Source organism: Kosakonia sp. H02 (assembly GCA_030704225.1).
Classification (GTDB): Bacteria; Pseudomonadota; Gammaproteobacteria; order Enterobacterales; family Enterobacteriaceae; genus Kosakonia.
Genome location: CP131915.1, coordinates 272,173 through 284,798, shown reverse-complemented (window position 1 = coordinate 284,798; position 12,626 = coordinate 272,173). Strand labels below are relative to the sequence as shown.

Annotated in this window: 15 protein-coding genes; 13 read left to right on the top strand and 2 right to left on the bottom strand. The window is 54.8% G+C overall.

The annotated features are described in order from the left end of the window. Positions 1-151 precede the first annotated feature (151 nt). From Q5705_01450 to Q5705_01440, 3 genes are all read left to right on the top strand, one after another. Positions 152-394 (top strand): two-component-system connector protein YcgZ, encoded by a 243-nt coding sequence (locus Q5705_01450; protein WLI77256.1) that lies wholly within the window; start codon positions 152-154, stop codon positions 392-394. 103 nt (positions 395-497) lie between these two features. Then, the gene (locus Q5705_01445) at positions 498-800 is read left to right on the top strand and encodes a hypothetical protein (GenBank protein WLI77255.1); all 303 of its coding nucleotides are present in this window, start codon (positions 498-500) and stop codon (positions 798-800) included. Between the two features lie 167 nt (positions 801-967). Continuing rightward, positions 968-1,180, top strand: a complete 213-nt coding sequence (locus Q5705_01440) for a hypothetical protein (GenBank protein ID WLI77254.1) — start codon at positions 968-970, stop codon at positions 1,178-1,180. A gap of 50 nt (positions 1,181-1,230) precedes the next feature. On the opposite strand, the gene Q5705_01435 is transcribed toward Q5705_01440, so the two are convergent. Then, a complete protein-coding gene (locus Q5705_01435; GenBank protein WLI77253.1) occupies positions 1,231-1,479 on the bottom strand; it encodes a biofilm development regulator YmgB/AriR family protein in 249 nt (82 codons plus the stop codon). Positions 1,480-1,764: 285 nt separating this feature from the next. Between Q5705_01435 and malX the strand changes: the two genes are divergently transcribed. From malX to add, 3 genes are all read left to right on the top strand, one after another. After that, positions 1,765-3,369, top strand: a complete 1,605-nt coding sequence (gene malX, locus Q5705_01430; GenBank protein WLI77252.1) for a maltose/glucose-specific PTS transporter subunit IIBC — start codon at positions 1,765-1,767, stop codon at positions 3,367-3,369. 3 nt (positions 3,370-3,372) lie between these two features. Further along, positions 3,373-4,551, top strand: a complete 1,179-nt coding sequence (locus tag Q5705_01425; GenBank protein ID WLI77251.1) for a MalY/PatB family protein — start codon at positions 3,373-3,375, stop codon at positions 4,549-4,551. Positions 4,552-4,656: 105 nt separating this feature from the next. After that, positions 4,657-5,658, top strand: coding sequence for an adenosine deaminase (gene add, locus Q5705_01420; protein WLI77250.1), 1,002 nt, complete (start codon positions 4,657-4,659; stop codon positions 5,656-5,658). Positions 5,659-5,691: 33 nt separating this feature from the next. Here add and Q5705_01415 read toward each other — a convergent pair whose 3' ends face one another. Beyond that, on the bottom strand, positions 5,692-6,732 hold the full coding sequence (locus tag Q5705_01415; GenBank protein WLI77249.1) for an oxidoreductase: 1,041 nt from the start codon (positions 6,730-6,732) through the stop codon (positions 5,692-5,694). A gap of 198 nt (positions 6,733-6,930) precedes the next feature. On the opposite strand from Q5705_01415, the gene blr reads away from it, so the two are divergent. The 7 genes from blr to rsxD all read left to right on the top strand — a co-directional run bounded on the left by blr (position 6,931) and on the right by rsxD (position 12,623). Continuing rightward, on the top strand, positions 6,931-7,068 hold the full coding sequence (gene blr, locus Q5705_01410) for a division septum protein Blr (protein ID WLI77248.1): 138 nt from the start codon (positions 6,931-6,933) through the stop codon (positions 7,066-7,068). A gap of 237 nt (positions 7,069-7,305) precedes the next feature. After that, positions 7,306-7,521, top strand: coding sequence for a transcription modulator YdgT (gene ydgT, locus Q5705_01405; protein ID WLI77247.1), 216 nt, complete (start codon positions 7,306-7,308; stop codon positions 7,519-7,521). 81 nt (positions 7,522-7,602) lie between these two features. Beyond that, positions 7,603-8,043: a DUF2569 domain-containing protein gene (locus tag Q5705_01400; GenBank protein WLI77246.1), complete on the top strand. Its 441-nt coding sequence runs from the start codon at positions 7,603-7,605 to the stop codon at positions 8,041-8,043. A gap of 77 nt (positions 8,044-8,120) precedes the next feature. Beyond that, entirely contained in the window at positions 8,121-8,702 is a 582-nt protein-coding gene (rsxA, locus tag Q5705_01395) for an electron transport complex subunit RsxA (GenBank protein WLI77245.1), read from the top strand. Then, positions 8,702-9,280, top strand: a complete 579-nt coding sequence (rsxB, locus tag Q5705_01390; protein WLI77244.1) for an electron transport complex subunit RsxB — start codon at positions 8,702-8,704, stop codon at positions 9,278-9,280. The genes rsxA and rsxB overlap by 1 nt, the downstream gene beginning before the upstream one ends. Then, the gene (gene rsxC / locus Q5705_01385; GenBank protein WLI77243.1) at positions 9,273-11,570 is read left to right on the top strand and encodes an electron transport complex subunit RsxC; all 2,298 of its coding nucleotides are present in this window, start codon (positions 9,273-9,275) and stop codon (positions 11,568-11,570) included. The genes rsxB and rsxC overlap by 8 nt, the downstream gene beginning before the upstream one ends. Continuing rightward, positions 11,571-12,623, top strand: coding sequence for an electron transport complex subunit RsxD (rsxD, locus tag Q5705_01380; GenBank protein ID WLI77242.1), 1,053 nt, complete (start codon positions 11,571-11,573; stop codon positions 12,621-12,623). It begins immediately after the preceding gene. The last annotated feature ends 3 nt before the right edge of the window (positions 12,624-12,626 follow it).

Below are 12,626 nucleotides of genomic sequence, written 5' to 3'. Positions count from 1 at the left end.
TTTTTTTACCACGATATATTTCTTTAGGTTATTATTAGCCGACGAAACGCAGCCCCGCTGAATGCATTTGCGGCGTGGATCCTGCCCGCACTTTTTTGCTTATTTCCCATCAGGTGTTTTGACTTCAATCCCGTATTAAGAGAGGACAGTCGTGAAGGAATTCCCGGGTAAGGGTACTGGAGAGAGCGCTTTGTGCCCGCAGGGCAACACGCCCTCCACCGAAGAGACGTTAGGGGCGATTGTGATCGAGATGCTGCGTGAGAAGCGACAAGTCAGCCGCCAGAGTCTGTGCATTAAGTTGGCATCACGCATCGATAATGAAACCGATCCGTTACTCGAAGCCCATTATGGCGAGCTACTTGGCCTGGTTTTTGGAAAGAAAACAAACACATAATTTCCAATAAGTTCCTAAATGCGTTATAACTTCAGCATGTCGTTAATAAAATGCTTAAAGGGGTACAGCGCTTAACCCCGTGCCGCAAAATTTGAGAGGCAGAATGAGTAAAAATGAGTCGGATAAGCTTGTAGATACCGTGATGGGAGAAGCCGTTCTTACCCTTCTTGAGTCAGATGATGATGTCTCTTACGATGCACTGATTGGGCAATTGCAGGCGTTTTTGCGGGATGAATCGGATAACGACCGACGCAAAGCTTTTCAGACCGCGATTAGCGGAATTCATCATTACAAAACCCAACCGGTGGCTACACGTGGGCTCAAGGGCAGTTTGCAGGTAAGCCGACTCCGAAGCTGGTTGCCTTTATCTGGCCCGGAAATGGACAGCAAAGCCCGTAAGCACTGAAGCGCTGATTTAAGATCCTTTCGCATGGTCTGGTGTTCTTTGCCGGGCCTCCCTACTTTTCGCCCTTCTATTCAGACTTGCTTCGCATGTTCCCTTAAATGCTCAGTGAATTTGATCTGGCCTGTGGGCTTAGAAGCCTGAGTCATATCTGCATTAAGGGAGTGTAATTGAACGACGATGAGCAAGTTCAGCCTGACGAAATCCATGAGGCAATTGGTTTAGCTGCCACATATCTTATGAATGCTCAAATGCCTGTTAAGCCCAGCAATCTCTTGATGGTGCTGCGTGCGCAGAGCATTATGACAACCGAATCACGCCAAAAGCGGATCCTTGAAGCGGCCCGACAGCAAATAATGGAACGGGTTACCCACACCGCCTGATAAAAAAGCCTTCGTAACAACGAAGGCTTTTTTTAGCACAGCGTCCTGGCTTATAAATCATCGGGCGTTTTCTGCACGACCATTTCTAAGGCACTACGATAAATATCCAGTTTCACAACATCGTCTTCGGTTTCCAACAGCCCGATCAGCGCCAAAATAAGATGTTTATTACTGACCTCCGTTTGCTTTAACTGGAGGTTATAGATGATGTCACTAATCACTTTCTTTTCTTCTTCATAATTCCGCGTATTCGCACCAAAATACGCATTGAGCTGTTCTTCTGTGGTTGTCGTCTGCATAGTAGTCCTGGATATAAAAGAGAGCCCGGCCTCCGCGCTATGGTGGGAGGGTTCTGATCGTCAATAAAAATAGTCAGGGATTTGGCCGCGCGCAACGCGTTCCATGAAAAATTCTCATTAATTTCTTAATGTGAACATTTCCTGACATGAAAGCGTTCACCCTGGCGAAATCTGAAACGGGTGAAGAGCGAAAAATAAACATGCTGCTTACGCCTGAAACCTGATAAAACCCTACGCTCTGTTGTAAGAAGTGTGAGCCTGGCTTAATTCGATAAAGGAGTCGTTATGACGGGTAATACCGCGCAGAAAATAACGTTGTGGGAATTTTTCCAGCAGTTGGGCAAAACCTTTATGTTGCCGGTGGCGCTGCTGTCGTTTTGCGGGATCATGTTGGGCATCGGCAGTTCGCTGAGCAGCCGTGATGTGATCTCCCTTATCCCTTTCTTAGGCCATCCGCTCTTACAGGCCATTTTTATCTGGATGAGCAAAATCGGCTCATTTGCATTTAGTTTCCTGCCCGTGATGTTCTGCATCGCCATTCCGCTGGGTCTTGCGCGTGAAGATAAAGGCGTGGCGGCATTCTCCGGTTTTGTCGGCTATGCGGTCATGAGTCTGGCGGTGAATTTCTGGCTGACCGCCCGGGGGATTTTGCCCACCAGCGATGCCGCCGTGCTCAAAAGCCACAACGTTCAGAACGTGCTCGGCATTCAGTCGATTGATACAGGGATCCTTGGCGCGGTGATTGCGGGCGTGATCATCTGGCGTTTGCATGAGCGTTTTCACACCCTGCGCCTGCCGGATGCGCTGGCTTTCTTTGGCGGTACGCGTTCGGTGCCGATTGTCACCAGCGTCGTCATGGGGTTGATTGGTTTGCTGATCCCACTGGTCTGGCCGTGGTTCGCACTGGGTATTCGCGGCCTTGGGCACATTATTGAGAGTGCCGGTGATTTTGGTCCGATGATTTTTGGTACTGGTGAGCGCCTGTTACTCCCCTTCGGTTTGCAGCATATTCTGGTGGCGCTGATCCGCTTTACGGATGCTGGCGGCACGATGGAGGTCTGCGGACACAGCGTTAGCGGCGCACTGACCATTTTCCAGGCGCAGCTTGGTTGCGCAGAAACCCACGGCTTTTCAGAAAGCGCGACGCGTTTTCTCTCCCAGGGCAAAATGCCCGCCTTCCTGGGGGGGTTACCCGGCGCGGCGCTGGCGATGTATCACTGCGCCAAACCTGAGAATCGCCACAAAATAAAAGGTCTGCTTATTTCCGGGGTAATTGCCTGTGTCGTCGGCGGGACCACGGAACCGATCGAGTTTCTGTTCCTCTTCGTCGCGCCAGTGCTCTATTTGATCCACGCCGTATTGACCGGGCTGGGTTTTACCGCCATGGCGGTGCTCGGCGTCACGATTGGTAACACCGACGGCAATATTATCGATTTTATTGTTTTCGGGGTGCTGCACGGTCTGGCAACCAAGTGGTATCTGGTGCCGCTGGTCGCCGCTATCTGGTTTATCGTCTACTACGCGCTGTTCCGCTTTGCGATTAAACACTTCGATTTAAAAACACCGGGACGTGAAAGCGAGGTAGCGCAAAGCGCCCCCGCCAGTACGCCGGGCCAGTCAGGTTATGATGTTCCCGCGCTATTGAATGCGCTGGGCGGTGCGCAAAATGTACAAACGCTGGATAACTGCATAACCCGTTTACGTTTATCGGTGAAAGAGATGTCACGGGTCAATGTCGATGCCCTGAAAGCGCATCGCGCCATTGGGGTTATCAAAGTCAATGAGCATAATCTACAGGTGGTCATCGGCCCGCAGGTCCAGTCGGTAAAAGACGAAATGGCGCAGTTAATGATCACCCCACAAGCCCCCTCTGCGGTGGAGGCAGGATAAAGAATGGATAATTTTGATTTTTCTACGGTTATTGACAGACATGGAACCTGGTGCACGCAGTGGGATTATGTGACCGATCGCTTTGGCCGTGCGGATTTGCTCCCGTTCACCATTTCCGATATGGATTTCGCCACCGCGCCCTGCATCATTAGCGCCATGCAACAGCGTCTGGCGCACGGCGTACTGGGCTATAGCCGCTGGAAGAACGATGATTTCCTCGGGGCCATTGAACACTGGCTCGCCAGCCGTTTTGCGACTAAAATTGACAGCCAGACGATTGTCTATGGCCCCTCTGTTATCTGGATGATTGCCGAGATGATCCGCCAGTGGTCGCAGCCCGGCGATGGCATTGTGGTACATACCCCGGCTTACGATGCCTTTTACAAAGCGATTGCCGCCAATCAACGACAGTTACTGGCGGTTCCGCTACAGCAAAATGAAACGGGTTGGTATTGCGATATGGCACAACTCGAAGCCGTCCTGGCGCGCCCGGAAAGCAAAATATTGTTGTTATGCAGCCCGCAAAACCCCACCGGCAAGGTGTGGACGCACGAGGAATTAGCCACCATGGCCGCGCTGTGCGGGCGGTATAACGTGAAGGTGATTAGCGATGAGATCCATATGGATATGGTCTGGAGCGACCATCCCCATATTCCGTGGAGCAATGTCGCACGCGGGCCGTGGGCGCTGTTTTCCTCCGCCTCGAAAAGTTTCAACATCCCTGCCCTGACGGGCGCATGGGGAATTATTGGCGATGAGGATACACGGCTTGCCTGGCTGGAGGCGTTAAAAAATGGCAACGGGCTGTCATCACCGGCGGTACTCTCGATAATTGCGCATATTGCTGCATATCGCGACGGCGCACCGTGGCTGGATGCGTTGCGCACTTACCTGCAAGCCAATCTGGCGTATGTTGCCCGTTCGCTTAATCGCGCATTTCCACAACTGGACTGGCGCCTCCCTGAATCCACTTATCTGGCGTGGATCGATTTACGCCCGCTGGCCGTAGACGACGCTGCACTGCAAACGCGGCTTATTGATGAGCAAAAAGTCGCCATTATGCGCGGCGACACCTACGGCAACGAAGGCCAGGGGTTTGTTCGCCTGAATGTTGGCTGCCCGCGCGTGAAACTGGAACAGGGCGTGGCGGGGTTAATCGCCGCACTGACATCGCTGCGTTAAGGCAAATAAACGGGGCGGAATCTATCACCGGTATGCATGAGATAGATTTTCATCGGCATTTTTTCCTATAATGGTTCGCACTTTAGCTAAAACAAGAGTGCGACCATGATTGATGCAAACCTGCCCTTAACTGATATTCATCGCCATCTCGACGGCAACATTCGTGCCCAAACCATTCTCGATCTTGGCCGCCAGTACAATCTCCCCTTGCCCGCTCAAACCCTTGATGCCCTGCGCCCGCACGTCCAGGTGACATCCAGTGAACCGGATCTGGTGAGCTTTCTTGCCAAACTCGACTGGGGCGTCAAAGTGCTGGCTTCACTGGACGCCTGTCGCCGCGTTGCTTATGAGAACATGCAAGACGCCGCGCGAAACGGTTTGCATTATGTTGAGCTGCGTTTCTCGCCGGGTTATATGGCGATGACCCACAACCTGCCAGTGGCGGGCGTTGTGGAAGCGGTTATCGCCGGGGTGCGTGAAGGCAGCCGCGATTTTAATGTTCAGGTACGTTTGATTGGCATTCTGAGCCGCACCTTCGGCGAAGCGGCCTGCTTACAGGAACTGGAAGCGCTGCTGGCGCACCGCGACGGCATTACGGCCCTTGATCTGGCCGGTGATGAGCTCGGTTTCCCCGGCAGTCTGTTCTTGTCGCACTTTAACCGCGCACGGGATGCCGGCTGGCAGATTACCGTTCATGCAGGCGAAGCGGCAGGCCCGGAAAGTATCTGGCAGGCGATCCGTGAACTGGGCGCGGTACGCATCGGACACGGCGTGAAAGCCATTGAAGATGCCTCGCTAATGGATTTCCTGGCAGAGCAGCGGATTGGCATTGAATCCTGCCTGACCTCCAATATTCAGACCAGCACCGTGGCATCCCTCGATCGTCATCCGCTGAAAAGGTTCCTTGAGCACGGCATTCTGGCCAGCATCAATACTGACGATCCGGCGGTACAGGGTATCGACATCGGTCATGAATATGAGATTGCCGCGCCGGCCGCCGGGCTGAGCCGTGAACAGATCCGCCAGGCACAGATTAACGGGCTGGAAATGGCATTTCTGAGTGCAGCGGAAAAGCAGGCCCTGCGCGAACGTGTCGCGCAGGCCTGATGATGATCGCTCACGGCAAGCCGCGCGCGTTTTTCAGGTGAGACTCAGGGTCGCGCGATGTTTTGCCGACTCAATACCCAATTCAATCAGTTCCATGATGCGGATAGCCTGGCTCGCCGGAACCGGGTTTTCCCCCACGCCGTTGAGCGCATCACGGATCGCCGCATAGTACGCCGGGTAGTTACCCGGCAGCGTCAGCCAGGTCTCTTCTTTGCGCTCTTCGCCATCCACCCGGGTTAATACCCCATCGCGCATGTCGTAACCCCAGTCCTCTTGCGGCAATTTCTCGCCGTTTTTCAGGCGCTCTTCCTGCGGATCCAGCCCATATTTTACGTAGCTTCCACGCGTGCCATGCACGATATAACGCGCAGATTCTGCCGCTGCCAGCATCGTGCCATGCAGTACGACGCGACGCTGCGGATAAGCCAGCACGGCGTGGAAATAGTCGGTGGATTGTGCACCCGGGCGCAGTTGCGCCAGATCGACAGTCAGAGAAACCGGCAGACCAAACAGGTTGACCGCCTGATCGAGCAAGTGCGGCGCTAAATCGTACCAGATGCCGCTACCCGGACCGCCCTGTTCACGCCAACGGTTACGCACCTGCGGGCGAAAACGATCGAAGTGCGATTCGAAATAGGTCACTTCACCGAGCGCGCCGTCGGCCAGGAGCGCTTTCAGGGTGAGGAAATCACTGTCCCAGCGGCGGTTATGAAACACTGACAACAAGCGACCACAGCTACGCGCCAACGCGTCCAGCTCACGAGCTTGTGACAGTGTCACGGTAAACGGTTTATCCACTACCACATGTTTACCGGCTTCAAGCGCCGCTTTTGCCAGCGGGAAGTGGGTGTCGTTCGGCGTAGGGATGACGATTAAATCGATATTCGGATCGTTGAACAGGCGTTTAGGGTCTGAAACGACCTGTACGGCTGGCCAATCCGTTTTCACTTTCGATTCATCACTGCTGGAAATAGCAGCCAGCGTCATTCCCGCAGTACCCGCAATCAGCGGAGCATGAAATGTTTTACTAGCGTAGCCATAACCAATTAATCCAACACGGATAATGTCACTCATATAGCGGCCTCTTCTCAGTGGAGCCCCCATTTCACACCATCTGCCCGGCGGCGACAACCTGTTACGCAACCTATTAGCCTGACGAATGAATTAGTCGCCTTTCGCGCTGGTTTAAGGATAAAAAATCTGCTTAAATTTGCGGCCAGCACCTTTATGTGGTGGCAGGTGTGTGAGCTAACCTCAGGGAGTAGTAGCAGTATGATCGCAGTATTCAACCGGATTATTGAACTCATGGGCTGGGTCGCGCTCGGTGTCTCGACCCTCCTTTTGGTTTTTGCCAGCCATATCGATAATTATCAGCCGCCTGAACCGAGCGCTGTGGCACAAAAGAAATAATCGCTGACACCTTCCCGCACGCCAGCGTTGAGCGTCAGATGCGGGTTGCCAGTGATGGCGAAGGACGTTAATCTTCTCCACCGGACGCTGTTCTGGCGTCTGGTTTCAGTAGAAAAGAAAACTCTTAATTTAACGGCAGAATATTCTCCCGCTATTTACGCCCGGGTAATAATGTTTATTATTTGAGCGAATTAGCGGTATCTGTTTTGCCTCTTTCATATATGGACACCCCTCGACATGACCGTGCAGGACTATTTATTAAAATTTCGCAAAATCAGTTCGCTTGAAAGCCTGGAAAAATTATTCGATCACCTCAATTACACGCTGACCGAAAGCAGTGAAATCATCAATATGTACCGCGCCGCCGATCACCGCCGCGCAGAATTGGTTTCCGGCGGCCGCTTGTTTGACATTGGGTGCGTTCCCCGCTCGGTATGGCGCTACGTGCTTTAACGACACTGGCATTCATCACATAATCCTTTATACTCGTCGCCCGGCAATAAATCGCATGAATGCCTTAACAGAGGAACGCGCATGACAACAACACCCGCAGAGAGAATCGGAGGCTGGTTACTCGCTCCTCTGGCCTGGTTGCTGGTCGCGTTATTAAGTACCTCGCTGGCGTTACTGCTGTATGCCACAGCGCTGTTAACCCCGCAGTCGGTGACGGCGCTCGGCGCACAGCCGCTGAAAGAGACCGTGCTGTGGTTTGTCTCGTTCGCATCGACTATCGCCATCTGGTATTACACGCTGTGGCTGGTTATCGCGTTTTTTAAACGCCGCAGCATGGTGCCGAAGCACTATATTATCTGGCTGCTGGTCTATGTTTTGTTGGCGGTAAAAGCCTTTGCTTTTTCCCCGGTTTCCGACGAACTGGCCGTGCGCCAGCTCTTGTTTCCGCTGCTGGCTGCCGCGTTGCTGGTTCCTTACTTCAAGCGCTCTGCGCGCGTTAAGAAGACCTTTATTAATCCGTAATAACCTTACAGTTATCCTGTTGTCGCCCGGTGTTGTTTGGCCGATAATAGGCGGCTTTTTTTATTTCAGGCCACATAATGACAGACTATCTTCTGCTATTTATCGGAACGGTGCTGGTCAATAACTTCGTCCTGGTGAAGTTTCTTGGCCTGTGCCCGTTTATGGGTGTTTCCAAAAAGCTGGAAAGCGCAATGGGCATGGGGCTGGCGACGACCTTCGTCATGACCATGGCCTCTATCTGCGCCTGGCTTATCGATACCTGGGTTCTGATCCCGCTGGATTTAGTCTACCTGCGCACGCTGGCCTTTATTCTGATTATTGCCGTGGTGGTACAGTTCACCGAAATGGTGGTGCGTAAAACCAGCCCGGCGCTCTATCGCCTGCTGGGGATTTTCTTGCCGCTGATCACCACCAACTGCGCGGTGCTCGGCGTTGCCCTGCTCAATATCAACCTTGGGCATAATTTCATGCAATCGGCGCTGTACGGCTTCGCCGCCGCCGTCGGCTTCTCGCTGGTGATGGTGCTGTTTGCCGCTATCCGCGAGCGTCTGGCCGTCGCCGATGTGCCCGCGCCATTTCGCGGTAATGCGATTGCGTTGATAACGGCAGGCTTAATGTCTCTGGCCTTTATGGGCTTTAGTGGTCTGGTGAAATTGTAATGAACGCGATTTATATCGCCGTTGCCGCCCTGAGCGCGCTCGGGCTGCTGTTCGGCCTGATCCTCGGCTATGCGTCCCGCCGTTTTGCGGTGGAGGACGATCCGGTCGTTGAACGCATTGATGAATTGTTACCGCAAAGCCAGTGTGGGCAGTGCGGTTATCCTGGCTGTCGCCCTTACGCCGAAGCGGTGGGCACGCAGGGGGAAAAAATTAATCGCTGCGCTCCGGGTGGCGAAGCCGTGATGCTGAAAATCGCCACGCTGCTGAATGTCGATCCGCAGCCGATTGACGGTGATACTGACGCGCAAGAGCCGGCTCGTATGCTGGCGATTATTGATGAGAGCAATTGCATCGGCTGCACCAAATGCATTCAGGCGTGCCCGGTGGACGCGATTGTCGGCGCAACGCGCGCCATGCACACGGTAATAAGCGATCTCTGCACCGGCTGTAACCTTTGTGTGGATCCGTGCCCGACGCAGTGCATCGAACTGCGCCCTGTGGAAACCACCACGCAGAACTGGAAATGGGATTTGCAGGCCATTCCGGTGCGCACTATTCCTGTGGAACACCATGCTTAAGTTATTTTCCGCTTTCCGAAAAGATAAACTGTGGGATTTTCACGGCGGCATTCACCCGCCTGAAATGAAAACCCAGTCTAACGGTACGCCGCTGCGCCAGGTGCCGCTGGCGAAGCGTTTTGTTATCCCCCTGAAACAGCATATCGGCGCTGAAGGTGAACTGTGCGTCAACGTGGGCGATAACGTGTTGCGCGGCCAGCCGCTGACCCGCGGTTGTGGCCGCATGTTGCCGGTACACGCGCCGACCTCCGGTACCGTGGTAGCCATTGCGCCGCACTCCACCGCCCATCCTTCCGCCTTGCCGGAGCTGAGTGTCATTATTGAAGCCGATGGCGAAGATCGCTGGATCCCGCGCGAAGGCTGGCAGGATTACCGCACGCACAGCGTTGAAACGTTAATTGAGCGCATTCACCAGTTTGGCGTTGCTGGTCTGGGTGGCGCAGGTTTCCCGACTGGCGCGAAGCTGCAAGGCGCGGGCAATAAAGTCGATACGCTGATTATCAATGCCGCCGAGTGTGAGCCGTATATCACGGCAGATGACCGTCTGATGCAGGATTGCGCGGCGCAAATTATGGAAGGCGTGCGTATCCTTGCCCACATCCTGCAACCTCGTCAGGTGCTGATCGGGATTGAAGACAACAAACCGCACGCTATCTCGATGATGCGCGCAGTGCTGGCGGGCAGCCATGATATTCAGCTGAAAGTGATCCCGACCAAATACCCTTCCGGCGGGGCGAAACAGCTTACGCAAATCCTCACCGGTAAACAGGTGCCGCACGGCGGCCGCTCTTCGGATATCGGCGTGCTGATGCAAAACGTCGGTACAGCTTACGCGGTAAAACGCGCAGTGATCGACGGTGAGCCTTTAACGGAACGTGTTGTTACCCTGACCGGTGAAGCCGTGACTCGACCGGGCAACGTCTGGGCGCGGCTGGGCACACCGGTTAGCCATCTGCTGGATTTTGCCGGGTTCCAGCCTTCCGCTGAACAACTGGTGATTATGGGCGGCCCACTGATGGGCTTCACCCTGCCGTGGCTCGACGTGCCAGTGGTGAAAATCACTAACTGCCTGCTTGCTCCCTCTGCCAGCGAAATGGGCGAGCCGCAGGAAGAGAAAGGCTGCATCCGGTGCAGCGCCTGCGCCGATGCCTGTCCGGCGGATCTGCTGCCGCAGCAGCTTTACTGGTTTAGCAAAGGCCAACAGCACGACAAAGCCACCGCGCACAATCTCTCTGACTGTATCGAATGCGGTGCCTGCGCCTGGGTTTGCCCGAGCAATATTCCGCTGGTGCAATATTTCCGTCAGGAGAAAGCGGAAATTTATGCCATTGCCGAGGAAGAGAAACGCACTGCCGAAGCGAAAGCACGCTTTGAAGCCCGCCAGGCCCGCCTTGAGCGAGACAAACTTGCGCGTCAGGCACGTCACAAGCAAGCCGCTGCGCAACCTGCTGAAAAAGACAAACAGGCGATCGAGGCGGCGCTGGCACGCGTGAAAGAAAAACAGGCCAACGCCGCGCAGCCGATGGTAATCCAGGCCGGTACGCAACCGGATAACAGCGAGGTGATTGCCGCGCGCGAAGCCCGCAAGGCCGAAGCGCGTGCCCGTCAGGCTGAGAAAGCGCAAAATGCGCCGGAAGCCGCCAATCCGCGTAAAGCGGCAGTTGAAGCGGCTATTGCCCGCGCCAAAGCACGAAAAGCGGCGCAGGCGTCTGTTGAAACGCCAGTCGGACAAGAAGAAGCACCTGAGCCCGTTGATCCGCGCAAAGCAGCGGTTGAAGCGGCGATTGCGCGCGCGAAAGCGCGCAAAGCGGCGCAGACGTCTGTTGAAGCGCCAGTCGCACAGGAAGAAACGCCTGAGCCGGTTGATCCACGCAAAGCAGCGGTTGAAGCGGCGATTGCGCGCGCGAAAGCGCGCAAAGCGGCGCAGACGTCTGTTGAAGCGCCAGTCGCACAGGAAGAAACGCCTGAGCCGGTTGATCCACGCAAAGCAGCGGTTGAAGCGGCGATTGCGCGCGCGAAAGCGCGCAAAGCGGCGCAGACGTCTGATGAAGCGCCAGTCGCACAGGAAGAAACGCCTGAGCCGGGTGATCCACGCAAAGCAGCGGTTGAAGCGGCGATTGCGCGCGCGAAAGCGCGAAAACTGGAGCAAGCGCAGAAAGCCGCGCAAACAAAAGAAGAATCGCCTGTCCCGCAAGCTGCCAATGACGATCCGCGTAAAGCGGCAGTCGCAGCGGCCATCGCCCGAGTTCAGGCTAAAAAAGCCGCGCAGCAAGCTGTTAACGAGGATTAAATGGTTTTCAGAATCGCAAGTTCCCCTTATACCCATAACCAGCGTCAGACCTCGCGCATTATGCTGCTGGTCACGCTGGCAACGATACCGGGCATCGCCGCGCAGCTCTGGTTTTTCGGTTGGGGAACACTGATACAGGTAGTATTAGCTGTCACCAGCGCCCTGCTGGCAGAAGCACTGGTGCTGACATTACGTAAGCAAAACGTCGGCACAATCCTTGCAGATAACTCAGCATTATTAACCGGCTTGCTGCTGGCGATAAGTATTCCCCCTTTCGCCCCATGGTGGATGGTGGTGCTTGGTACGGTGTTTGCGGTGATTATTGCTAAACAGCTGTACGGCGGCCTTGGCCATAACCCCTTTAACCCGGCGATGATTGGCTATGTGGTGTTGCTTATCTCTTTTCCGGTGCAGATGACCAGTTGGTTGCCGCCCTATGAAATCGCCCGCACAGTGCCGGGCATGATGGACGCATTGCAGGTGATTTTCACCGGACACAGCGCATCAGGCGCGACGATGGAAACCCTGCGCATCGGTATTGACGGCGTCAGCCAGGCCACACCGCTGGACACCTTTAAAACCTCGCTGCATGCCGGGCACAGCGTTGAGCAGATCCTGCAATACCCGATTTACAGCGGTGTGCTGGCGGGAGCAGGCTGGCAGTGGGTTAACCTCGGTTATCTGGCGGGTGGCCTCTTTTTGCTGTGGCAGAAAACCATTCGCTGGCATATTCCGGTCAGTTTTCTGCTCTCGCTGGCCGTTTGCTCGACGCTCGGCTGGATCTTTTCGCCCGAATCGGTGGCTGCGCCGCATCTGCATTTGCTGTCGGGCGCGACAATGTTAGGCGCGTTCTTTATTTTGACCGACCCGGTTACCGCCTCCACAACCAACAAAGGCCGCCTGATTTTTGGCGCGCTGGCAGGTTTGCTGGTGTGGCTGATCCGCAGCTTCGGCGGTTACCCGGACGGCGTAGCGTTTGCCGTATTACTGGCGAATATTACCGTGCCATTGATTGACTATTACACGCGTCCGCGCGCGTACGGGCATCGCTGAGGA

Coding starts and splice junctions, on each gene's coding strand:
- Q5705_01445 (WLI77255.1), top strand. CDS start 498: ATGAGTAAAAATGAGTCGGATAAGCTTGTAGATACCGTGATGGGAGAA.
- Q5705_01435 (WLI77253.1), bottom strand. CDS start 1,479: ATGCAGACGACAACCACAGAAGAACAGCTCAATGCGTATTTTGGTGCG.
- malX (WLI77252.1), top strand. CDS start 1,765: ATGACGGGTAATACCGCGCAGAAAATAACGTTGTGGGAATTTTTCCAG.
- Q5705_01425 (WLI77251.1), top strand. CDS start 3,373: ATGGATAATTTTGATTTTTCTACGGTTATTGACAGACATGGAACCTGG.
- add (WLI77250.1), top strand. CDS start 4,657: ATGATTGATGCAAACCTGCCCTTAACTGATATTCATCGCCATCTCGAC.
- Q5705_01415 (WLI77249.1), bottom strand. CDS start 6,732: ATGAGTGACATTATCCGTGTTGGATTAATTGGTTATGGCTACGCTAGT.
- blr (WLI77248.1), top strand. CDS start 6,931: ATGATCGCAGTATTCAACCGGATTATTGAACTCATGGGCTGGGTCGCG.
- ydgT (WLI77247.1), top strand. CDS start 7,306: ATGACCGTGCAGGACTATTTATTAAAATTTCGCAAAATCAGTTCGCTT.
- Q5705_01400 (WLI77246.1), top strand. CDS start 7,603: ATGACAACAACACCCGCAGAGAGAATCGGAGGCTGGTTACTCGCTCCT.
- rsxA (WLI77245.1), top strand. CDS start 8,121: ATGACAGACTATCTTCTGCTATTTATCGGAACGGTGCTGGTCAATAAC.
- rsxB (WLI77244.1), top strand. CDS start 8,702: ATGAACGCGATTTATATCGCCGTTGCCGCCCTGAGCGCGCTCGGGCTG.
- rsxC (WLI77243.1), top strand. CDS start 9,273: ATGCTTAAGTTATTTTCCGCTTTCCGAAAAGATAAACTGTGGGATTTT.
- rsxD (WLI77242.1), top strand. CDS start 11,571: ATGGTTTTCAGAATCGCAAGTTCCCCTTATACCCATAACCAGCGTCAG.